General features: G+C 68.8%; 17 protein-coding genes and 1 tRNA gene. 7 read left to right on the top strand and 11 right to left on the bottom strand.

Features of this window, described 5'->3' with window-relative positions; genetic code table 11:
- Window positions 1-43: 43 nt before the first annotated feature.
- Window positions 44-1,522: an amino acid permease gene (locus JD292_RS10640; protein ID WP_200132730.1), complete on the bottom strand. Its 1,479-nt coding sequence runs from the start codon at window positions 1,520-1,522 to the stop codon at window positions 44-46.
- A gap of 70 nt (window positions 1,523-1,592) precedes the next feature.
- Window positions 1,593-3,197 carry an aminotransferase class I/II-fold pyridoxal phosphate-dependent enzyme gene (locus tag JD292_RS10635; RefSeq protein WP_200132729.1) on the bottom strand — a complete coding sequence of 535 codons (1,605 nt, stop codon included), beginning with the start codon at window positions 3,195-3,197 and terminating at the stop codon, window positions 1,593-1,595.
- 75 nt (window positions 3,198-3,272) lie between these two features.
- On the opposite strand from JD292_RS10635, the gene JD292_RS10630 reads away from it, so the two are divergent.
- Complete coding sequence (locus JD292_RS10630; RefSeq protein ID WP_200132728.1) at window positions 3,273-4,175, top strand: LysR family transcriptional regulator; 903 nt, start codon at window positions 3,273-3,275, stop codon at window positions 4,173-4,175.
- A gap of 56 nt (window positions 4,176-4,231) precedes the next feature.
- On the opposite strand, the gene JD292_RS10625 is transcribed toward JD292_RS10630, so the two are convergent.
- Entirely contained in the window at window positions 4,232-5,737 is a 1,506-nt protein-coding gene (locus JD292_RS10625) for an amino acid permease (protein WP_200132727.1), read from the bottom strand.
- 101 nt (window positions 5,738-5,838) lie between these two features.
- Window positions 5,839-6,450 carry a TetR/AcrR family transcriptional regulator gene (locus tag JD292_RS10620; RefSeq protein WP_200132726.1) on the bottom strand — a complete coding sequence of 204 codons (612 nt, stop codon included), beginning with the start codon at window positions 6,448-6,450 and terminating at the stop codon, window positions 5,839-5,841.
- A gap of 182 nt (window positions 6,451-6,632) precedes the next feature.
- Here JD292_RS10620 and JD292_RS10615 point away from each other — a divergent pair, with 182 nt between their 5' ends.
- Window positions 6,633-8,345, top strand: coding sequence for an amidase (locus JD292_RS10615; RefSeq protein ID WP_200132725.1), 1,713 nt, complete (start codon window positions 6,633-6,635; stop codon window positions 8,343-8,345).
- Window positions 8,346-8,361: 16 nt separating this feature from the next.
- On the opposite strand, the gene JD292_RS10610 is transcribed toward JD292_RS10615, so the two are convergent.
- The gene (locus JD292_RS10610; protein WP_200132724.1) at window positions 8,362-8,898 is read right to left on the bottom strand and encodes a MarR family winged helix-turn-helix transcriptional regulator; all 537 of its coding nucleotides are present in this window, start codon (window positions 8,896-8,898) and stop codon (window positions 8,362-8,364) included.
- Window positions 8,899-9,034: 136 nt separating this feature from the next.
- On the opposite strand from JD292_RS10610, the gene JD292_RS10605 reads away from it, so the two are divergent.
- From JD292_RS10605 to JD292_RS10595, 3 genes are all read left to right on the top strand, one after another.
- Window positions 9,035-9,106: transfer RNA gene (locus JD292_RS10605), tRNA-Gln, on the top strand.
- Between the two features lie 69 nt (window positions 9,107-9,175).
- Window positions 9,176-10,633, top strand: coding sequence for a bifunctional UDP-N-acetylglucosamine diphosphorylase/glucosamine-1-phosphate N-acetyltransferase GlmU (gene glmU / locus JD292_RS10600; protein ID WP_200132723.1), 1,458 nt, complete (start codon window positions 9,176-9,178; stop codon window positions 10,631-10,633).
- Between the two features lie 24 nt (window positions 10,634-10,657).
- On the top strand, window positions 10,658-11,635 hold the full coding sequence (locus JD292_RS10595; RefSeq protein ID WP_200132722.1) for a ribose-phosphate diphosphokinase: 978 nt from the start codon (window positions 10,658-10,660) through the stop codon (window positions 11,633-11,635).
- 126 nt (window positions 11,636-11,761) lie between these two features.
- Here the strand turns inward: JD292_RS10595 and JD292_RS10590 are convergent, their stop codons facing one another.
- The 4 genes from JD292_RS10590 to JD292_RS10575 form a co-directional block, all read right to left on the bottom strand.
- Window positions 11,762-12,967 carry an ABC transporter permease gene (locus JD292_RS10590; protein ID WP_200132721.1) on the bottom strand — a complete coding sequence of 402 codons (1,206 nt, stop codon included), beginning with the start codon at window positions 12,965-12,967 and terminating at the stop codon, window positions 11,762-11,764.
- Entirely contained in the window at window positions 12,964-13,893 is a 930-nt protein-coding gene (locus JD292_RS10585) for an ABC transporter ATP-binding protein (protein ID WP_200132720.1), read from the bottom strand. The genes JD292_RS10590 and JD292_RS10585 overlap by 4 nt, the downstream gene beginning before the upstream one ends.
- A 130-nt stretch (window positions 13,894-14,023) precedes the next feature.
- Entirely contained in the window at window positions 14,024-15,478 is a 1,455-nt protein-coding gene (locus JD292_RS10580) for an APC family permease (protein WP_200132998.1), read from the bottom strand.
- Window positions 15,479-15,770: 292 nt separating this feature from the next.
- Window positions 15,771-16,919, bottom strand: a complete 1,149-nt coding sequence (locus JD292_RS10575) for a DmpA family aminopeptidase (RefSeq protein WP_200132719.1) — start codon at window positions 16,917-16,919, stop codon at window positions 15,771-15,773.
- 101 nt (window positions 16,920-17,020) lie between these two features.
- Between JD292_RS10575 and JD292_RS10570 the strand changes: the two genes are divergently transcribed.
- Both JD292_RS10570 and JD292_RS10565 read left to right on the top strand, forming a co-directional pair.
- Window positions 17,021-18,532 carry an APC family permease gene (locus JD292_RS10570; RefSeq protein ID WP_200132718.1) on the top strand — a complete coding sequence of 504 codons (1,512 nt, stop codon included), beginning with the start codon at window positions 17,021-17,023 and terminating at the stop codon, window positions 18,530-18,532.
- Window positions 18,533-18,641: 109 nt separating this feature from the next.
- Complete coding sequence (locus JD292_RS10565; RefSeq protein ID WP_233614152.1) at window positions 18,642-19,319, top strand: TetR/AcrR family transcriptional regulator; 678 nt, start codon at window positions 18,642-18,644, stop codon at window positions 19,317-19,319.
- A 108-nt stretch (window positions 19,320-19,427) separates the two neighbouring features.
- Here the strand turns inward: JD292_RS10565 and hpaD are convergent, their stop codons facing one another.
- Window positions 19,428-20,570 (bottom strand): 3,4-dihydroxyphenylacetate 2,3-dioxygenase, encoded by a 1,143-nt coding sequence (gene hpaD, locus JD292_RS10560; RefSeq protein WP_200132717.1) that lies wholly within the window; start codon window positions 20,568-20,570, stop codon window positions 19,428-19,430.
- Window positions 20,571-20,694: 124 nt separating this feature from the next.
- Window positions 20,695-22,194: a 5-carboxymethyl-2-hydroxymuconate semialdehyde dehydrogenase gene (gene hpaE, locus JD292_RS10555; RefSeq protein ID WP_200132716.1), complete on the bottom strand. Its 1,500-nt coding sequence runs from the start codon at window positions 22,192-22,194 to the stop codon at window positions 20,695-20,697.
- Window positions 22,195-22,284 lie beyond the last annotated feature (90 nt).

Raw genomic sequence — 22,284 nt, 5'->3', positions numbered from 1 at the left:
ACGGATCCGCCCGGGCCCTTCGTGACTCACGGCCGCGGCGCGGTTACTCGTCGCCCTCGCGCACGTCGGCGCCGGTCCCGGGCAGCTCGATCGCGGCGGTGAGGGGCCGGCCCTCGCGCTGCAGCTTCCGCTTGCGCAGCTGCCACAGCACGGTCAGCAGCAGGAACCAGAGCGGCGTCGCCAGGAACGGCGGGCGGGTGTCCTCGCCGTAGAGCAGGGTGCCCGCGATGAACACGAAGAACGCGAGCACGAGCCAGGGCGCGACCCGGGAGAGCGGCATCTTGAAGCCGGACTCGGCGTGCCGCTCGGGGAAGCGGCGGCGGTACACGATGTAGCTGACCACGATCGAACCCCAGGTGAACAGGATCATCGTGGCGCACATCGAGGAGACGAAGGTGAACGCCGAGACGACGCCGTCGCCCGCGAAGAGGAGCGGGATCGCCGCGAACAGGAAGACGCCGGTGAAGAACACGGACCGCTTCGGCACGCCCCGCGAATCGGTCAGCGAGAAGGACTTCGGGGCGTGACCGTCCTTCGAGAGGCCGAACAGCATGCGGGTGCCCGAGTAGAGGCCGCCGTTGGCGCTCGACGCCGCCGATGTCAGCACGACGAGCTGGATCGCCGCGGCGGCGAGACCGAAGCCCGCGAGCGCGAGTGTCGAAACGAACGGGCTCTTGTCGGGGGAGATGCGATCCCAGGGGGTCACGCTCATAATGATCGCGAGCGCGCCGACGTAGAAGATGAGAATGCGGAGCACGATCGAGTTGATCGCCTTCGGCAGCGTCTTGCGCGGGTTTTCCGTCTCGGCCGCCGCGGTGCCGACCATTTCCACGCCGATGAACGAGAAGATCCCCATCTGGAAGCCGAGCACGAAACCGCTCGCGCCCATCGGGAACATTCCTCCGTGCTCCCACAGGTTCGCGAACGAGGCCTGCGTGCCGTCGGGGCTCTTGAACCCGGTCACGATGAGGATCACGCCCACCGCGATGAGGCCGAGGATCGCAACGATCTTCAGGATCGCGAACCAGAACTCGGTCTCGCCGAAGTACTTCACGGGCTGCAGGTTCAGGATCAGGAGCGCGCCGGCCGTGATCAGGGCGGGCAGCCAGCTCGGAATGTTCGGGTTGAACCACTGCACGTAGGCCGTGATCGCGATGATGTCGGCCACGCACGCGATCACCCACGAGAACCAGTAGTTCCACGACACGAAGAACCCGGCCCAGGGGCCGAGCATGTCCTTCGCGATGTCGCCGAAGGTGTGGTAGTTCAAGTTCGAGAGCAGCAGCTCGCCGAGCGCCCGCATGATGAAGAAGACGAAGAACCCGATCACCATGTAGACGAACAGGATCGCCGGGCCGGAGACGCTGATCAGCTTGCCGGAGCCGAGAAACAGCCCCGTACCGATTGCGCCGCCGATCGCGATGAGCTGGAGGTGGCGGTTCTTCAGGCCGCGCTGCATCCCCCCGGCGTCCGCCGCTGGCGCGGCGGACGTTGTGGAGACAGCGGGTGAGGGCTTGGACATGACACTCCCTTGTGCGGGTCGGATGCCCCGCGCAGGGAGCGCGGCGGCGGTGGGGTGGCCGGGAAGCAGCCTAGGCCACGACGCGGAACGTCGCGAGTTCGGGGTCGGCGGCGCCGCGGACGTATCCGGACGGTGCCGCAGCGGTCGTGCGCAGGAAGGCGACGACCTCGGCGCTCAGGCGCTCGCCCGGCAGCACGTTCGGGACGCCCGGCGGGTAGGCGGCGAGCGAGTCTGCCGACACCCGGCCGATCGCCTGCTCGAACGGCACCATCTCGGTCGCGCTGAAGAAGGCCTCGCCGAGGCCGAGCGCGCGCTCGCACGGGGCCGGAAGGACGATCGGGCGCTCCGGCTCGATCTCGGCCTCCGGGAGCGACTGCAGGGCGTCCCAGAAACGGTCGACGTTGACGGGAGAAACGGCGCCGATCAGGAGGAGCAGCGCGGAGGGCGTCGACAGCTCGGCGTAGATGCGGTGGTCGCGGAGCAGCTGGTAGTGCGCGTCGCTGCCGGTGATCCCGGCGCCGCGGGTGTCGATCGCGACCTTGAACGGGTCGTTCGTGATCGCGTCGGGGCTCGCGAGGATGTCGGGCGTCGCATCGCGGAAGCGGCGGTCGGCGCGCACGCGGGCGCGGATGTCCTCGGCGGAGGCGAGCGCCTGCTCGACGAGCTCGGGTCGCGTGACGATGTTCTTGCGGGCCTCGTCGAGCGAGGCGAGGAGGAGGGAGCTGCAGCTCGTCGACTGGTGCGAGCGCACCACGCGATCCACGAGCGGGGCGAGCGCCTCGGCGAAGGGGCCGTGGCCCAGGTGCAGCATGGCCGACTGGGTGAGCGAGCCGACGGCCTTGTGGGTGCTCGACACGACGAGGTCGGCGCCCAGGCGGGCCGCGTTGACGGGGAGCTGCGGGTGCAGGCCGAAGTGGGAGCCCCACGACTCGTCGACGATGAGCGGCACCCCGTGATCGTGGGCGACGCGCGAGATCGCGGCGACGTCGGCGACCGCGCCGAAGTAGCTCGGCGTGACGATGTAGACCGCGGCGCTCTCGGGGTGCTCAGCGAGCACCTCGGCCACCTGCTCGGCCGTGACGCCGTGGGCGGATCCGAGTCCGGTGTCGACGTGGCCGGTGACGAAGTGCGGAGTGAGGCCCACGTGGGTGATGCCGTCGATGACGCTCGAGTGGACGCTGCGCTGCACGACGACCTCCGTGCCGAGCGCGCGGACCGCGGTCGTGGCGACGTGGTTGCCGCCCGAGGCTCCGTTCGTGAGGAACCAGGTGCGGCTCGCGCCCCACGCCTCGGCCGCGAGCTCCTGCGCGCGCATCAGCGGGGTTACGCGGCCCGGCGTCGTGAGGCGCCAGGTCTCCTGGTCGACGCCGCTGAACAGCATCGGGAAGTCGATCGTCAGGGCGTCCGCCCCGACGAGTCGCGCGACGCCCGGGGCGTTCGCAGCGCTGCCCTGGTGACCGGGGACGTGCAGGCGCTGCCAGTCCTCTCCGGCGAGGGAGCGGATCGCGTCCGCGTAGGGCGTCTCGTGCTGGCGAGCGGGCACGCGCTCGGACTCGGGCGAGGCTCCCGCACCGGCCACGGCGGCGGACGGCGCGTCAGTGGGGAGCTGCGCGCCCGCGACGGGGGAGCTGGGGGTCGCGTCGGACGCGATGGCGGATGCGGGAGCGGTCTGCATGGCACCAGGTTAGGAACTCGGATCGACCCCTGCAATATATAATCTTTTCGCGCGTGGTCTCATAGAATGTATGACATGATGACGCTGCAGCAATTCCGGGTGCTCCTCGCAATCCGCGACGCGGGCAGCCTCACCCAGGCCGCGGAAGAACTGGGCCACGGCGTGCCCACCATCACGCATCACCTGCGCGCGCTCGAGGCGCACCTCGGGGTGCCACTCGTTGTCCGGGACCGCCGCGGGGCGCGGCTCACCCCGCTCGGCGCGTCGTTCGCGGCCGACATCGCGCCCGTGCTCACGCGCGTCGAGCGTGCGGAGCGCGCGGTTGCCGACCAGCGTGACGCGGGCGTCGTCACACTCAGGATCGGGACCTTCTCCTCGATCGGGGCGCGCCTCCTCCCGGCCTCGATCGCTCGACTGCAGCAGCGCACCTCGGTGCGCGTGGAGGTCGTGGAGGCCGAGCCGACGGAGGTGCTGCGTCTGCTCCGGGGCGGCGAGGTCCACGCCGGGCTCATCTACGACGTGTCCGACGAGCTCACGCTCGCCGTCCCCGATATCGAGCGCGCCACCCTGCTCTCGGAGCCCTACCGGGTGATGGTGTCGCGCGACGGCCCGCTGAGCGAGCAGAGCGAAATCGACCTCGCGGAGCTCGGGGAGGCGGCGTGGGTGTGCAGCCGGAATCCGGATGAGGCCTCTGACCGGGTGCTTCGTCGCGTGTACCACTCGCTCGGGCAGCCGGTGCGGGAGGTCATGCGCACGGACGACCTCACCATGATCCACGGCCTCGTCGCGGAGGGGCTCGGCCTCGCGCTCACCACGGCGGCCGCGGTGGACGAGGACTTCGGCGTCGTCCTCCGTCCTGCAGTCCAGGATCTGGGGGAGCGCCGCGTCTCGTTCGTGACCCGGCGTGGCCCCGTACCGCCCGCCGTCACCTGGCTCGGCGAGATCCTGCGGGACCTCGCCGTCGAGCGCTCAGCGTAGGATCTAGCTTCGGTGAAAGAAGCGTGCGCCGGCGACCGGTGCACGCGGCCGGCGGGCTACTGCGCGCGGAAGTCCGTGCGCGTCCCCGTTTCGGCGCCGTCAGCGCCATCAGCGCCGTCGGCGGCCGTGGCGTCCTCGCCCGTTCCCGGCAGCTGCACCGCCGAGGTGATCGGCTTGCCCTCCGCGATGAGGCGGCGCTTCCGCAGCTGCCACACGACCGCGAGGATCGCGAACCAGATCGGCGTGTACAGCAGCGGCTCGCGCGTGTCCTTCGCGAGGAGCATGGTGAACGCGATGAAGGCGAAGAACACCAGCACGATCCACGGCATGACCCGCCCGAACGGCGCCCGATACTTCGAAGCCGCGTGCCGCTCGGGGTGCAGCTTCAGGTAGCGCAGGTAGCTGATCAGGATCATGCTCCAGATGAACAGGATGAACGTCGACGCGACCGAGGTCACCATCGTGAACGCCTCGATGACGTTTTCGCCGAGCAGCAGAATCGGCACAGCGGAGAGCACGAACACCGCGGAGAAGAACACGGCCCGGCGCGGAACGCCGCGGTCGTCGGTGATGTGGAACGCCTTCGGAGCGTGGCCGTCCTGAGCGAGCGCGAACATCATGCGCGTGCCCGAGTAGAAGCCCGAGTTGGCGCTCGATGCCGCCGAGGTGAGCACGACGAGGTTGATCGCGAACGCCGCCGCGCCGAAGCCCGCGTACAGGAAGGTCGTGACGAACGGGCTCTTGTCGGGATCGAGCTTGTCCCACGGCGTGATCGCCATGATGATGCTGAGCGCACCGATGTAGAAAATGAGCACGCGGACGACGATCGAATTGATCGCGCGTGGCAGGTTGTGGTGCGGATCCTTCGTCTCGGCCGCCGCGGTGCCCACGAGCTCGACCCCGATGAAGGAGAAGATGCCGAGCTGGAAGCCGAGCAGGAAGCCCGACAGGCCGAACGGGAACATCCCGCCGTGCGACCAGATGTGGGAGAGCTGGGCCGAGGTGCCGGTATCGGGGTTCGTGAACCCGGTCACGAGGAGCACAATGCCCGTCACGATCAGGGCGAGAATCGCGACGATCTTGATCAGGGAGAACCAAAACTCGATCTCGCCGAAGAAGCGGACGGGCTGCAGGTTCAGGATCACGAGCGCGAGCGCCGTGACCAGCGCCGGAATCCAGTGCGGGATCGAGGCATTGATGTAGGAGACGTAGCTCGTGATCGCGATGATGTCGGCGACGCAGATGACCACCCAGGTGAACCAGTAGGTCCAGGAGACCATGAAGCCGGCCCACGGCCCAATCAGGTCCTTCGCGATGTCGCCGAAGGTCTTGTAATTGAGGTTCGACAGCAGGATCTCGCCGAGCGCGCGCATGAGGAAGAACATCATGCAGCCGATCACGGCGTAGATGAAGAGCACGGAGGGCCCGGTCAGGCTGATGACCTTGCCGGAACCAAGGAAGAGGCCGGTGCCGATCGCGCCGCCGATCGCGATGAGCTGCAGGTGGCGGTTCGACAGGCCGCGCTGCAGGTGGTCGTGGCCGGGGGAGGCGGACTCGGACATTCGGGTGTCTCCTTGGGTGTTGGGGGTGGTGCCGACTCGCGAAGCGCCCCCGAGGATCGCCCGGAGGCGCCGGGACGCGCCCGGCTGCTGCGATTCTAGCGTCAGCCTAGAGCGTCGGCGCCAGCCCCAAATCCGAGCAGGCGCAATGTGATCCGGATTGAATCCTGCGCGTCAGCGGTCGTGAGCTGGCCGGTCAGCCAGCGGCCGGAGAGCCCCTCGACGAGCGCGGTGAGGATGCGCGCGAGTTCGCGGGCGTCGGTGTTCGGTACCCCCGCTTCCTCCAGGAGCTCCTCAACCTGCCGTTGCCAGTCGGCGGTGGAGCGCGCAACCGCAGCGGCCTGCGCCGCTTCGAACACGGCTGCCGCGCGCACCTCGTTCCACGCCGTGGAGCCCTCCCGTACACCCGGTTCATCGCCGAATTCCGAGCAGAGCAGTGATTCCAGGCGCTGGGCCGCGGGACGGTCCGGCCGCGTCGAGGAGGCCGCTCCCGCGTCAGCCGCTGCCGCGCCGGCGGCGCGTGCGTTCGTTCCCGCGGTGACGTGGTCGAGCGCTGCTGCGAGGAGGCCGTCGCGATCGCCGAAGTGGTAGGCGAGGAGGCCGATCGAGACCCCCGCCTCGCCGGCAACGTCGCTCATGCGGAAGCGGCGCAAGCCGGAGCGCGAGATGACGCGCGCGCACGCGTCGAGGATTCTCTCGCGTGCGTCCTCGGCCATGTCGCTCCTTCATCCACTATCCACGTGGGTCCCGGTTTCACCCGGGTCCCGATTTCATCCGGCTCCCGGTCGCGCTTCGGCTCGCGTTCCCGGATGCGGTTCGCGCGCCGCACTTGACACGGCGCGCCACGCGACTGAAACTATTTTCAGGATACATCGCCGACGAAAGACGAGGAAGTGCCGTGGCAGAACCGACGAACCGCGAGGCCGGATTCGACCTGATTGAGGCCAGTATCGGGGATGTGCTCGGGGCGTTGGCCGCGGGCACGATCACGAGTACCTGGCTGACGGAGCGGTTCCTCGCCCGGGGCGAGGCGTATGATCGCGGGCCGGAGGGTCTGAACGCGATCGTGGTGCCCAATCCCGACGCGCTCGCGCAGGCGGCGGAGTCGGATCGGCGCTGGGCGGCGGGCACGGCCCGCCCGCTCGAGGGGGTCCCGTTCACGGTGAAAGACTCCTACATGGTGGAGGGGCTCACGGTCGCGTCCGGGTCGCCCGCGTTCGAGCACCTCGTCGCCCAGTGGGACGCGTTCTCGGTCGCGAAGCTGCGCGAGGCGGGCGCGGTCCTGATCGGGAAGACGAACATGCCCCCCATGGCCGACGGCGGCATGCAGCGCGGCGTGTACGGCCGCGCAGAAAGCCCCTACAACCGTGACTTCCTCGCGGCCGCGTTCGCGTCGGGATCGTCGAACGGGTCTGGCGTGTCGACGGCCGCGAACCTGGCCGTGTTCGGGATGGGTGAGGAGACGGTGTCCTCGGGCCGCAGCCCGGCCTCGAATAATGGGCTGTGCGCGTACACGCCGTCGTGGGGGATCCTGTCGATTCGCGGGAACTGGCCCCTGTTCCCGGCCCGTGACGTGGTGGTGCCGCACACGCGGTCGATGCCGGACATGCTGCGCCTGCTGGACGTGCTCGTGCAGGACGACCCGATCCGTCGCGGCGATTTCTGGCGCAACCAGGACGTTATCGCGCTCCCGAAGCCCAGCGAGCACCGGCCGGAAAGCTATCTCGCGCTGCAGGACCCCGACGCGCTCCGCGGGAAACGCTTCGCCGTCCCCCGCATGTACCTCGGCGAAGACCCCGCGTTCCCCATCGACGTGCGCCCCTCGGTTCTCGATCTGTTCGCCGCCGCGAAGCAGCGCCTCGAGGCGCTCGGGGCCGAGGTCGTCGTCACGGACTTCCCCCTCATCGAGCAGTACGAGGGCGATCGCCCCGGCCAGGAGAACGTCGACAAGCTCGGCGTCCTCCCCGCTGGCTGGATGGACACCGAGTTCACCGACTTCCTCGCCTTCGGCTGGGACGACTTCCTCCGCGCCAACGGGGACCCGGCGATCCCCAACCTCGGGGCTGTCGATCCCGACACGATCTTCCCCGCGCCGCCCGGCAGCCTGCCCGACCGCTATGAGGAGATCGAGGACTACGAGAACCGCTACCGCGCGACCGTCGCCTACGCGCAGGCTGGAATCCCTGATCCGCGCGAGCGTCCCGACTTCGCCGACGGCCTCCGTGGGCTGCTGCAGCTCCGCAAGGAGCTCTTCGAGGACTGGCTCGAGGCCGAGGGCTTCGACGGCGTCGTGTTCCCCGCGAACGGGGACGTCGGGCCCGCCGATGCCGACGTGAACGTCGCCTCCGCGGATCGCGCCTGGGACAACGGCGTGTTCTTCTCCAACGGCAACTACGCGCTCCGCCACCTCGGCATTCCGAGCGCCACGGTCGCGATGGGGATCATGAGCGACATCGGCATGCCGGTCGGGATCACCTTCGCCGGACGCGCGTACTCGGATCCCGAGCTGCTCGCCTACGCCGCGGCCTTCGAGGCGGGCGAAGGCGGCACGCTGCGCCGCCCGCCGGCGTCGGCTCCGGCGCTGCCCGGGGACGCGATCGGGGGCGAGTAGCCGGCCTGCCGCCGGGCTACTCGCTCGGCGGCAGCTTGATCGGCTCCGTCACCGGCTCGTAGCGGTCGATGCTCGCCGCGAGCCGCCGCAGCAGTGCCGACAGGCGGTCGCGCTCCGACCGGGGGAGACCGCCGAGCATGCGCTCCTCCGAGTCGCTCAGCCGCGTCATCGCGGCGTCGACGAGGGTGAGCCCGAGTGGCGTCATCTCGACGAGCACGCCGCGGCCGTCGTTCGGGTCGGTGTGCCGGGCCACGAGGCCCCGATCCACCAGTCGATCGATCCGGTTCGTCATCGTGCCGCTCGACACCATCGTCTGCTGCACGAGCACCTTCGGGCTCTGCCTGAATGGTTCGCCGCCGCGTCGCAGCACCGCGAGCACGTCGAATTCCCAGCTCGTGAGCCCGGAACGCTCGAAGGCGTGTGAACGTGCCCGGTCCAAATGCTTGCTCACGCGCCAGAGCCGCGAGAAGATCGCGAGCGGCGCGAGATCGAGATCCGGGCGAGCGGTGCCCCAATCGGCGATGATCTGATCGACCTCGTCATCGTGCTTCATCCCTCCATTATCGAGGAATGATCCGTGTGCAGCCCACCCGTCCGCCGAGTTCTTCCCAGATTTCGGCGAAGGATCCGGGCTGGGCGAGAAGCCCCGTCGAGTCTGGCAGACTGTTACCCGTGCCTTTTCGGCACGATCCGCCTTGGTGTAATGGCAGCACGACAGCCTTTGGAGCTGTGAAGTCTAGGTTCGAATCCTAGGGGCGGAGCGGCTGCGTGACCGGGAAATCCGTCGCGGCTACCTCGCACGCCGCGCGCGGGGGGAAAGGGAGAACCCGATGAAAGACCGTTCGCTGGCCGTCGTGATTCTGGCCGCTGGCCAGGGCACGCGCATGAAGTCCTCGCTTCCCAAGGTGCTGCACCCCATCGGCGGCCGCTCGCTGATCGCGCACGTGCTCGACACCGCGGCCGGGCTCGTGCCTCAGCAGGTCATCGCGGTCGTCCGCCACGAGCGCGAACGGGTGTCGGCCGCCATCCTCGAGCACGCCCCCGACACGGTGATCGTCGACCAGGACGACGTGCCCGGAACCGGCCGCGCCGTCGAGCTCGCGCTGGCCGCGCTTCCCTCCGACTTCGACGGCTCGGTCGTTGTGCTGTCCGGCGACGTGCCCCTCATCGACGCGCCCACGCTCGAAGACCTGCTCACCGGTCATCTCGAGGGCAGCCGCGCCATGACCATGCTCTCCGCGATCTTCGCGAACCCGACCGGCCTCGGGCGGATCCTCCGCGATGAGCGCCGCGCCGTCACCGGGATCGTCGAGGAGAAAGACGCAAGCGAGGAGCAGCGCCGGATCACCGAGATCAACGGCGGAATCTACGTCTTCGCTCGCCGCGCGCTGCAGGAGGCGCTCGCACAGATCGACACGAACAACGCGCAGGGGGAGAAGTACCTCACCGACGCCGCAGCCCGCATTCTCGCGAGCGGCGGGGCGGTCGAGGCGGTCGCTACGGACGACCCGTGGCTCATCGCGGGCGTCAATGACCGTGTCCAGCTCGCCGAGGCGGGCCGGGAGCTCAACGCGCGGATCGTGCGCGCGCACCAGCGCGCCGGCGTCACCATTCAGGACCCGGCGACGACCTGGATCGAGGCCGACGTCTCGATCGGTCCCGATGCGGAGATCCTGCCCGGCACCTTCCTCCAGGGCGCAACGACGATCGCCGGCGGGGCGATCATCGGCCCGGACACCACGCTCGTGGACTGCGAGGTCGGGGAGGGTGCCCGGATCCGCCGCAGCGAGGCCACTCTCGCGGTGTTCGGCCCCAGGGTCGACGTCGGCCCGTTCTCCTACATTCGCCCGGGCACCGAGCTCGGGGAAGCCGGCAAGATCGGCGCCTTCGTCGAGACGAAGAACGCCAAGATCGGCGACGGATCGAAGGTCCCCCATCTCAGCTACGTGGGTGACGCGACGATCGGTGAGGGCTCCAATATCGGGGCGGGCACGATCTTCGCCAACTACGACGGAGTGCAGAAGCATCAGGCCACGGTCGGCGACGCAGTTCGCATCGGATCGAAGAATGTGCTGATCGCGCCGGTTACCATTGAGGATGGAACGTACACGGCAGCGGGTACGGTCATCCGGAAGAACGTCCCCTCGGGGTCCCTGGCGCTCAACGTGGCGCCGCAGCGGAACATCGAGGGGTGGGTCGTTGAAAACCGACCGGGAACGAGCTCCGCGGAAGCGGCGTCCAGGGCCCAATCGGCAGAGGCGCCCCGTGCGACAGACGGTGAACACTAAGCGGGAGATGGGAATTACGCACCGATGAGCAAGATCGAGATGGCGGGGCAGAAGAAGCTCGTCCTCATTACGGGCCGGGCCTACCCCGAGCTCGCAGAGCAGGTCGCCGAGGAACTGGGCGCCGAGCTCGTTCCCACGGACGCCCGCACCTTTGCGAACGGCGAGCTGTACGCCCGCTTCGACGAGAGCGTCCGCGGTGCAGACGCCTTCGTCATCCAGTCGCACACCAACCCCATCAACGAGTGGCTCATGGAGCAGCTCATCATGGTCGACGCCCTGAAGCGCGCCTCTGCGAAGCGCATCACGGTTGTTGCCCCGTTCTACCCGTACTCCCGCCAGGACAAAAAGGGCCGCGGCCGCGAGCCCATCTCGGCGCGCCTCGTCGCCGACCTGTTCAAGGCAGCAGGCGCCGACCGCATCATGACGGTCGACCTGCACGCACCCCAGATCCAGGGCTTCTTCGACGGCCCCGTCGACCACCTCTTCGCGATGCCGGTGCTGCTCGATCACTTCAAGAAGACGATCGACCGCGACGACCTCACGGTCGTGTCGCCCGATATGGGCCGCGTGCGCGTCGCCGATATCTGGAGCGACAAGCTCGACGCTCCGCTCGCGATCATCCACAAGCGTCGCGACCCGCTCGTGCCGAACCAGGTGTCGGTGCACGACATCGTTGGCGACGTTAGGGACCGCTGGTGCGTCGTCGTCGACGACATGATCGACACGGGCGGCACGATCGCCAAGGCGGCCGAGGCGCTCAAGAAGAACGGCGCCCGCGGCGTCACGATCGCGTGCACGCACGCCATCTTCTCGGGTCGCGCCACGGAGCACCTGTCGCAGGAGTTCATCGACCAGGTCGTCGTCACCGACACCCTGCCGGTCGGCCCGGAGAAGCAGTTCGACAAGCTGACCGTGCTGTCGATCGCCCCGCTGCTCGCGAAGGCGATCCACGAGGTCTTCGAGGACGGCTCCGTCACCTCCATGTTTGAGGGCGCGGCGTAGCCGAAAACCCATCGGGTTTTCGGCCGCGTCGCGGCGGCGCTACTGCGCCGGCCCACGGAACGAAGGCGGGAAGGATGCTCACGCATCCTTCCCGCCTTCGCAGTTTCCCGTCGTGAGGGCGCGGCGCTACGCCACGCGCGTTCCCTTCGGGATGCTGCGCGCTGGCGTGCGGAGCCGCGCGTACCCGCCGGCGAGAGCACCGGCCGCGAGCGCCGACTGCAGAAGGATGCCCACCCACCAGTACGGCTGACCGGAGAAATCGTCGGCCTGCGCTTCGACGCGCGCGTCGGGATGTTCGCCGACGACGCAGCCGTCCGCGGCGTCGGAGGTCGCGGGTATCTGGAGGAATCTCACACCGGAGGAGATCACGGTGAAGAGGTCTCCATCGGCGTGGTCCTGGCCTCCGGTGGTGGCCATGTCGGCGAGCACGACGTACGGGTTCAGGGTGAGGATCCACCAGAACCGCTCGTTGTGCACGACCTGCTCTTCCGAGGTGTTCGTGGTGCACTCTCCCGGCAGCGGCACGAGGCAGCCGCTGTCGGTGGCAGGGTCGCACTCGCTCGTTCGCTGCCAGTAGCCATCGGAGAAGGTGGTCCGGGTGACCTGCTGGTATTCGACCGTGGTGCCGACCGCAAGGGTGAACGCGATCAGGGTGCCGATCGAGAGCGCGGCGACGACGAGGTAGGCGGTGACGATCGCGAACACCTGCGAGTTGATCATCGCGGAAAGTCCCACGCCGATCGCGGTGAACAGCCCGATCTGCAGGATGAGCCCGATGAGGGCGAAGAACAGCGTGGCCGGGCGGAATTCGCCGACCACGAGGCTGAGGACCACGAACGGTGAGGCGACCACGATGAAGGCGACGCCGGTGATCCAGGCGGCGAGCGTTTTCCCGGCGAGGATCGACCAGGTGCTGATCAGGGTGACCTGGGTGGTCGCGAGGGTGCCGCCCGTGCGTTCCGCGCCGATCGACCCCGCTGAGATGGCGGGGGCGACGAGTGTGCCGAAGAGCAGCACGAAGTAGACGATCACGGAGAACAGCGGGAACGCATTGAGCGCACCACCGGAATCCGGGTCCCCCGAGGCGAGGCCAACGAGTGTCCACCAGATCGCGAACGTCACGATCCCGATGATCGCGAACCAGACGATCGCGAGCACCCACAGCGTGCGCGATCGGAGACGCTGCCGGAGTTCGAGGGACGCGATCAGCCAGGTCCCGGCGAAGAAACCGGGCGGACGGATCCCCGGTGCCCCGTTGGAGAACGGCGCGTCGGTGGGACCGCGTCCGTCCGGTTCCTGCGGGAGAGCCGTGGTCTCGTTCGGTGCGCTCATGCGCCGTCCTCCTCTGCGCGTACGGAGCCCATGAAGGCCCGCTCGAGAGTGCCGCTGAGCGGCGCGTATTCGATCACGTCGATTCCCGTTGTGATCAGGTTTCGGAGAAGCGACGCGGCTCCGGCTTCGCCCGCCACGAGCACGACGACGTGATCGCCGGAGATGCCACCGCGTCGCTCCGCGGCGACCCCGGCGCTGGCGAGTGCTGCGAGCAGCGCTTCGGGATCGGTTGCCCGCACCCGCCAGCGGGTCGTCTCGGCGGCCTGCGCGGCGAGTTCCGCCGAGACGGTGCGGCCGTCGCGCATGAGGACGACGTCGGTGGCGAGCTGCTCGAGCTCGTCGAGTACGTGACTCGTCACGAGCACCGCGACTCCACGCTCGGCGAGGCGCGACAGGGAAGCGCGCTGGGCGAGACGCGCCTCAGGATCGAGGCCGGAGGCCGGCTCGTCGAGCAGCAGCACGCTCGGCTGGTGCGCGTATGCGCGGGCGAGGCTGAGGCGCTGCTTCTGGCCGCGGGACAGGGTGTTGGTGCGCTGTCCCGCGAGCTGGCCGAGATCGGCGATCGCGAGGAGCTCCTGGGTTCGCGTGTTCGCGGTGTCGGCGGTGAGGCCGTACATGCGGCACACGGCGAACAGGGTTTCGCGTACGGTCAGGGTGCCCCACGAGCCGAGGGTGTCCGGCATCCAGCCGAGCTGGGCGCGGGCGGCGGCCGTGGCCCGTAGGGGATCGTGTCCCGCGATCCTGATCTCGCCGGAGTCCGGGCGCAGGAGGGTTGCGAGCATGAGCATGAGCGTGGTCTTGCCGCTGCCGTTCGGGCCGACGAGCGCCGTGATGCTGCCCGGCGCGACGCTCAGTGAGGCGTCGATCACCACCGCTTTGGTCCCGAAGGATCGCGCGACGTTTCGCGCCTCGATCGCTGCTGTCATATCCACAGCGTAGTGACGTCTTCGCGGAAGATGCCCCGATGCGTCAGTTTTTGAGGTGAAATGTCACCCTTCGCGGATCGCCCGGCCCGCGCATCCCGCCGGGGGATGGGCGGCGCGGACCGGACGAGTCTCAGTTCCCGTCCTCGACGACCTCGATCAGTTGGGTGCCGTACGCGCCCGGCTCGGTGCCGTGGCCGATCTGGCGGTAGAGCTCGGGGCGGCGCGACCTCAGGATGTAGCCCCAGACGATCCCGATCGCGCCGGCCGCCAGGATGACCCCCGGGAGCAGGAAGGTGGTCAGATCGGGCTGTTCCTGGCCGAGCATGAGCGGGAAGTTCTGCAGGATCATGACGAACACCCAGAGCAGCGCGATCCCCGAGAGTGCGGGCGCAATGAGCGAGGTAAAGATCCCGACACCACGCTTGTTCTTCGCGAAGAACCCGATCACGGCCGCGGCGATGACCGCCATCAGGAGTACGAGCCCCATTGCGCCGGTATTCGTGAGCCAGGTGAACATGGTGAGCACGGGGTAGAGGAAGGCCGTGTCGCCGAGTGCAGCGGCGCCCCCGAACACCTCGCCGCCGAGGATGAACCCGACGACGACGATCACGGCGATCACGGTCTGCGCGACGGATCCGGCCCACGGCGCGCCGGCCCGGCTCGTGCGCGAGAACCACCCGGGCAGCACGCCCTCGCGGCCGAGGGAGAAGAAGTAGCGCGCAACGGAGTTGTGGAACGACTGCAGCGCGGCGAACAGGCTCGTGAGGAACAGCACCGTCATGATGTCGGCGAGGAGCACGCCAGCGTGGCTCGACATGAAGACGAACATCAGGTCAGGCCCGGATTCCTGCGACTTCGCCACGATCTGGGACGGCCCGATGCCGACCGAGAACGCCCAGGCGCTGAAGGCGTAGAAGACGCCGATGATCGCGACCGCGGCGTAGGTGGCCCTCGGCACGGTGCGCTTCGGATCCTTCGCCTCCTCGCCGTAGATCGCGGCTCCCTCGAATCCCATGAACGCGGCGACACCGAAGACGAGGATCAGGCCGAGCGCGGGGCCGAACAGGGCGGACGGCGCGAGCGTGGCCGTCGAGACGCCCTCGGGCGCGGCGCCCAGGGAGATCACGTCGAAGACGATCACGACGAGGAATTCCAGGCCCACGAGGATTCCAAGCACCTTCGCGGACAGATCGACGCGATTCACGCCGAGGATCCCGACGACGACGATGCAGAGCAGGATCCAGACCCACCACGGTGAGGCGAAGCCGAACTTGGCCTCGAGGAACATCGACAGCTGGAATCCGAACAGGCCGTAGATACCCACCTGCATCGCGTTGTAGGAGACCAGGGCGATGAGCGAGGCGCCGACGCCGAGCGGGCGGCCGAGCCCCTGCGCGATGTACGCGTAGAACGCGCCGGCGTTCGTGATGAAGCGACCCATCGCCGTGTATCCGACCGCGAAGACGGTGAGGATGACCGCGATCAGCAGGAAGCCGAGCGGGACGCCGAGTGAGCCGGTCACCGCGAAGGAGGTGGTGACGCCGCCGGCGACCACCGTGAGCGGCGCGGAGGCCGCGATGATCATGAGCGTGATGGCCGGGACACCCAGTGTGCGCCGGCTGAGCCCGGGATCGGTGGCGTCGTGTCCGGCGGCGGTGCCGGCCGCGGCGGGCGCGCCGTCTACGGTGTGCTTGGTCATGGTGTGCGGATCCCCTCTCGGACGCCGCCCCACGTTGGACGGCCCTGTCCCGCGCCCGAGGCGCTCGCCCGAATTGTAAGCATGAGCGGGTGTTCCGAGAGCGAGACGGGGTATGCAATGCGCGCACAAACGATCCAAATGGATAGTGCGCGCCGCGATCGGGGAGGCGGCGCGCCGCCTACGCCCTCGCGAAGGCCGCGCGCACCTCCTCGTGGGGGAGCGCGTAGCTCACGTGACCGTCGCGGCCCTCCATCGTTCGCGCCGCGACGAGCGCGTTCGCCACCGCTTCCTCGGTCGCCTCGACGACCGCCGTGAACAGCGCGTCGATCCCGCCCCAGGAAAGGTGCTCCACCGTCTCGACGGTCATGGCGTCGCTGGTCATGCTGGATCCGAAGCCGCCGGGGTTCGCGGTCGAAAACGCGAGGAAGATGTCGCCGGAGAAGTGGCTGCCCGTCGTGCCGGTCCTGGCGAGGCCGAGCGGGACGCGGCGCGCGAGCGCGCGGCACTGATCGGGGAGGAGCGGGGCGTCGGTCGCGACGACGACGATCACGCTGCCAGCGCCGCCGGCGGCCTGCGCCCCCGCGCGGCGCAGATCCTGGGAGAACCAGCCGCTCGTCTCCATCGGATTCGGAGCCGCGGATTCGCGGCCGAGGCGCCGGCCCGCGAGGGTGAGCTCGGCGCGAGAACCGAAGTTGGCCTGGAGGAGCACGCCCACGGTGTACGCGTGATCGCCCGAGCGCACCACGCGCGACGCCGTCCCCGTGCCGCCCTTGAAGCCGTAGCAGTTCATGCCGGTTCCGCCGCCGGTGCAGCCCTCGGCGACGGGTCCCGGCCCGGCCGCGTCGATCGCGGCGATCGCGTGCTCGGGCCGCACGATGTCCGCGTTGATCGAGTTGAGGTAACCATCCCAGGTCTCGCCGACGACGGGGAGCATCCACGCGGCCGCGGACTCCGGGTGGTGCTCGGCCATCCAGGCGTCGACGCCGCGGTGCACGGCGCCGACGGCGTGCGAGTTGGTGATCGCGATCGGGGTCTGGAACTGGCCCGACTCCTCGATCCAGCTTCGACCGGTGAGCTCGCCGTTGCCGTTCAGTACGGCGATCCCCGCGGCGCAGGGTTCACCCGCGCGGTCACGGCCGCGGGGAAGGATCGCGGTCACGCCCGTGCGCGCGACGACGGGGGAATCCTCGATGATCGTGACGAGCCCGACCTCGAGGCCCGGCACGTCGGTGATCGCGTTCTCCTGCCCCGGCTCGCCATCGAAGGGGATCCCGAGTGCGCGGGCGCGGGGCGATGCTGTCGATCGGTTTCGCGAATCATCGAACATTGTTCAATCCTTCCATTTGTGCTTACATTACCTGGAAGCGGGTAATGATCGGTAGTTTTCGATCATTGTTCAAAGCATTCGAGTACGACGAGGGAGTCGAGATGTCCACACCGCACGCAACCGAGCGCTCGAGCACGCCACCCGGAGCGGACGGCAGCAGCGACGGCTCTTCCCCCACGAGTCTCGCATCCGGCCGTCTGGGGACCTGGGACATCGTGTTCTTCGTCGTGTCTGCCGCTGCGCCGCTCACCGTGATCCTGAGCGGCGCTGTCACCTCCTTCCGCATGGGCGGGATCGGCGCGCCAGGGGCAATCCTGTTCTGCGCCGTGGTCCTGATCTTCTTCGCCCTCGGCTTCACCGCGATGTCGAAGAGCGTGCGCAACGCCGGCGCGTTCTACGCCTACGTGTCGCGCGGCCTCGGCAAGCCGTTCGGGATCGGGGTGTCCTCGGTCACCGTGTTCGCCTACATCTCGCTCGTGGTGTCGTTCTACGGATTCATCGGGTTCTTCGCCCAGTTCACCTTCGCCGAGCTATTCGGACTCGACCTTCCGTGGGGCGTCTGGTCGCTGCTCGCGGTCGGGATCGTCGCCTTCCTCGGCTACCGCAAGGTGGATGTCGGCGCGAAGGTCCTCGCCGTGCTCCTCACGCTCGAGGTCGCGATCCTGCTCGTGTTCGCCGTCGCGGCGCTCGCCGACGGCGGTCCCGAGCCCTGGAGCCTCGCGTCGTTCGACCCGGCGAACGTGTTCTTCGCCCCGGCAGCTGGCACCCTGTTCGTGATCGGGTTCGGCGCCTATCTCGGCTTCGAGAGCACCGCGATCTACGCCGAGGAGGCGAAGCGGCCCGAGCGCACGATCCCGCGGGCCACGATCATCGCGATCGCCTTTCTCGGCGTCTTCTACGCGTTCACCTTCTGGATCCTCACGGTCGCCTTCGGCGTCGACGGCGTGGTCGAAATGGCGCGCAGCGACGCGTTTGAAACCATGGTGATCGAGGGCACGGGCCAGCTCGCGGGAGCGTGGGCGGCGTTCGTGATGAAGATCCTGATCGTCACGAGCTTCTTCGCCTGCGTGCTGTCCTTCCACAACGCCTGCACGCGCTACCTGTTCTCGCTCGGCCGCGAGGGCCTCCTGCCGCGCGTCCTCGGCCGCACGGGCAAGAAGTCTGGCGCTCCGGCCGTCGCGAGCCTCTCGCTCAGCGCGTTCTCCGCGATCGGAGTGCTGATCGCGATCCTCGTGGGCGCCGATCCGTTCCTCGGCCTCGCGCTCTGGACCTACGCGACGGGCGTCCAGGGGCTCGTGTTCGCGCAGGCCGTGACCGCGATCGCGGTCGTCTGGTACTTCGTCAAGGATCGGCGGGGGCACAGCGTCTGGCGCGTCACGATCGCCCCGATCCTCGGCGCGATCGGGCTCCTCACCGGCTTCGTCCTGATCATCACGAACTTCGAGGTGGTGACCGGGCTCGAGGGCGCGATCAACTGGATCCTGTTGCTGCCCACGCCGATCCTGTTCATCGGCGGGATCATCGTCGGCCTCGTGCTGAAGGCGAGCAAACCGACGTACTACGCGGGCCTCACGGAAACCGTGACGGTGCCCGCGGAGGAACGCGCGGGATAGGGAGCTCGTGTTGCCGCGGGGCAGCGCCGCTCGTGCGCAGGCGTACGGTCGGTGCCGCGGCGCGGCAGCACGCTGGGGCCGGCAACCCCGGGCGGATAGGGTGGAGCGCATGAGTGCGAGCGTTCGGAAGCGGCTGGAACGACGCGACGAGATCATTCGCGCGTTCTGGCGGGTGGCGCGCTCGCGACCCCGTCGGTCGATCAACGTGCGCGCGGTCGCAGCGGAGGCCGCCATGAGCCCCGCCAACGTCCTCCACTACTTCTCCAGCCTGGACGAGCTACAGATGACCGCGCTCGCTGGCGCGCTCGAGGAGTTCCTCGTCGAGCGGCGCAAGATTCTCGAGCGACCCGGGAGCGCGACGGATCGGATCCGCGAGATGATCGACGCGGGAGTGCCGGACGTGATCAGCGACGAGCTCCGGCAGGTCTACGAGAGCGTCGCGATCCTCGTCGAACACCCCGAGTACCTCCCCGCGCACCGCTCGCTCACCGAGCGGCAGGTCATGCTCTACCGCACCATCATCGAGATCGGTGCCGGGACCGGGGAATTCACCCTGCGATCACCGGCTGGGATCATCGCGAAGAACCTCGTCGCGCTGGAGGACGCCTACGATCTGTACCCGCTCGTCGGCGATCTCACCCCGCGCGAGGAGTGCCGCCAGGCGGTGCGCTCCTACGCGGGGCTCGCGCTCGGCGTCGAGTTCGATGATCGCGAGGGCGAGGATCGGGAGGGCGCCGGCGACGGCGTCGCTCCCGCGCCGTCTCCCGAGCCAGCGGCCGCGGAGTAGCGCCGGATCCGCGTCGCCGTGCGAAGCGGGTGCGCCTAACGCGCCAGCGGGCGCGACGCCGGGGAAATCCCCGGTCGTCGCGCCCGCCGCTCGTCGAGGCGTGACCGCCTACAGCGTGTTGCCGAGCTTGAAGCCCTTCTCCTCGTCGCCCTCGCGGGTGTAGGAGAAGCCGTCAGCGCCGATGGTCACGGCGAGCTCCGAGTCCTCGGTGCGCGTGATGACCTCGCGCGGGTTGCCGTCGAGGTCGAGCACGAGCGAGGCCTCCGTGTACCAGGACGGCACGACCGGGTTGCCCCACCAGTCGCGACGCTGGTTGTCGTGGACATCCCAGGTCACGACGGGGTTGTCGGGATCGCCGGTGTAGTAGTCCTGCGTGTAGATCTCGACGCGGTGGCCGTCGGGATCGAGGAGGTACAGGTAGAACGCGTTCGAGACGCCGTGGCGTCCCGGGCCACGCTCGATCCGGTCCGACAGGCGAAGGGCGCCGAGCTTGTCGCAGATCGCGAGGATGTTGTGCTTCTCGTGGGTGGAGAAGGCGACGTGGTGCATGCGGGGGCCGTTTCCGCCCGTCATCGCCGTGTCGTGCACGGTGGGTTTGCGGCGCATCCAGGCGGCGTAGACGGTGCCCTCCTCGTCCTGGATGTCCTCGGTCACGCGGAAGCCGAGGTCCTGCATGAACTTCGTCGCGCGCGGGACGTCCGGCGTGACCTGGTTGAAATGGTCGAGGCGGACGAGCGCGCCCGGCGTGTAGAGGTCGTAGCGCCAGGCAAGGCGCTCCACGTGCTCCACGTCGTAGAAGAACTCGTAGGGGAAGCCGAGGGGATCCTCGACGCGCACCGAGTCGCCGATGCCCTTCGTGAAGCCCTCGGCGCGACGCTCGACGCGGCAGCCGAGCTCCGTGTAGAACGCGACGGCGCGATCCAGGTCCTCGGGGGTGCGCACGCGGTAGGAGAACGCGGCGACCGCGGCGACGGGGCCCTTGCGGAGCACGAGGTTGTGGTGGATGAACTCCTCCAGCGAGCGGAGGTAGATCGCGTTCTCGTCCTCCTCGGTCACGGTGAGGCCGAGCACGTCGACGTAGAACTCGCGCGAGGCCGCGAGGTCGGTGACCACGAGCTCCATGTAGGCGCAGCGCAGGATGTCGGGTGCGGGGACCGACGGGGTCGGGATCGGATTATCGGTGGCGATCGGGGCTTCCTTCGTCACGTAGAAACCTGAGGACGTCTTGACTCGATCGTTGAGTGCGGACATGTCGTGTTCCGTGCCTTTCTGAGTGGGGTGCCCTGGCGCGCGGTCCGGGCCGGGGAGCGGCGGCCGACGGGGGTCGGCCCTCGCGTGCCCGGCCCGCGCGCCGCGGGCGGAATACAGCGGTGGATTACTTGGCCCCGGTGCCGAAGCGGGGGCTGTGGGCCTCGTTCAGGGTGATGTGGACGGCCTGCTGATCGGTGTAGAAGTCGATCGAGCGGTAGCCGCCCTCGTGGCCGAGACCGGAGGCCTTGACGCCGCCGAACGGGGTGCGCAGGTCGCGCACGTTGTTCGAGTTGAGCCAGACCATGCCGGCCTCGACGGACTGCGCGAAGTTGTGCGCCCGCTTCAGGTCGGAGGTCCAGATGTAGGCGGCGAGGCCGTACTTCGTGTTGTTCGCCAGTTCGAGCGCCTCCTCGTCCGTGTCGAACGGGGTGATGGCGACAACGGGCCCGAAGATCTCCTCCTGGAAGATGCGGGCGTCGGGGGAGACGTCGGCGAACACCGTGGGGGCGACGTAGTTGCCGGTCGGGAAGCCCTCGGGGCGTCCGCCGCCGGCAACGAGTCGGCCCTCGCTCTTGCCGAGCTCGACGTAGCTCATGACCTTCTCGTAGTGCTCGGGGTGCACGAGCGCGCCGACCTCGGTGCCGGGATCGCTGGGGAGCCCGACGACGATGTTCTTCGCCCGCTCGGCGTAGCGCTCCACGAACTCGTCGTAGATCTCGCGCTGCACGAGCACGCGGCTGCCCGCGGTGCAGCGCTCGCCGTTCAGGCTGAACACGCCGAACACCGTCGCGTCGAGGGCGGACTCGAGATCAGCGTCGGCGAAGACGACGGCGGGGCTCTTGCCGCCGAGCTCCATCGACAGGCCCTTGAGGAAGGGCGCTGCGTTCGCGAAGATCAGCGATCCGGTGCTGCTCTCGCCCGTGAAGGAGATGAGCGGCACGTCGGGGTGCTTGACGAGCGCGTCGCCCGCGGACTCGCCGAAGCCGTTGACGAGGTTGAAGACGCCGTCGGGCACCCCGGCCTCGCGGAAGATCTCGGCCCACAGCGAGGCGGAGAGCGGCGTGAACTCGGCGGGCTTCAGCACGACCGTGTTGCCGGTCGCGAGCGCGGGGCCGAGCTTCCACGACTCGAGCATGAACGGCGTGTTCCACGGCGTGATCAGGCCAGCGACGCCGATCGGCTTGCGGTTCACGTAGTTCATCTGGCGGCCGGGAACCTTGAACGCGTCGTCGTGCTGGGCGACGATCAGGTCGGCGAAGAAGCGGAAATTCTCGGCGGCGCGGCGGGCCTGGCCCTTCGCCTGCGTGATGGGGAGGCCGGAATCGTAGCTCTCGAACAGCGAGAGCTGCGCGTCGCGGGACTCGACGATGTCGGCGACCCTGTGGAGGATGCGCGAGCGCTCGCGGGGGAGCATCTTCGGCCACGGGCCCTCCTCGAACGCGCGCTTCGCGGCGGCGACCGCGAGGTCGATGTCGGCCTTCTGCCCCGACGCCGCGGTGATGTAGGTCTCGTTGGAAACGGGCTCGAGGACGTCGAACTCCTCGCCTCCGACCGAGTCGACGAACTCGCCGTCGATGTAGTGGCGGATCTTGTCCGGCAGCCCGGTTGGCTTCTCCTGGATCATCTTGTCTCCGTAGTTCTGTCGTGCTGGTTGGTGTGATCTGGGGTTCCGCGCGGACTCGGGAGGGGGATTCGATCCGGATCGGGATTCTGC

Origin of the sequence: Leucobacter edaphi, from assembly GCF_016522535.1 — a bacterium.
Taxonomy (GTDB): domain Bacteria; phylum Actinomycetota; class Actinomycetes; order Actinomycetales; family Microbacteriaceae; genus Leucobacter; species Leucobacter edaphi.
This window is presented reverse-complemented; position numbering and strand designations above follow the sequence as displayed.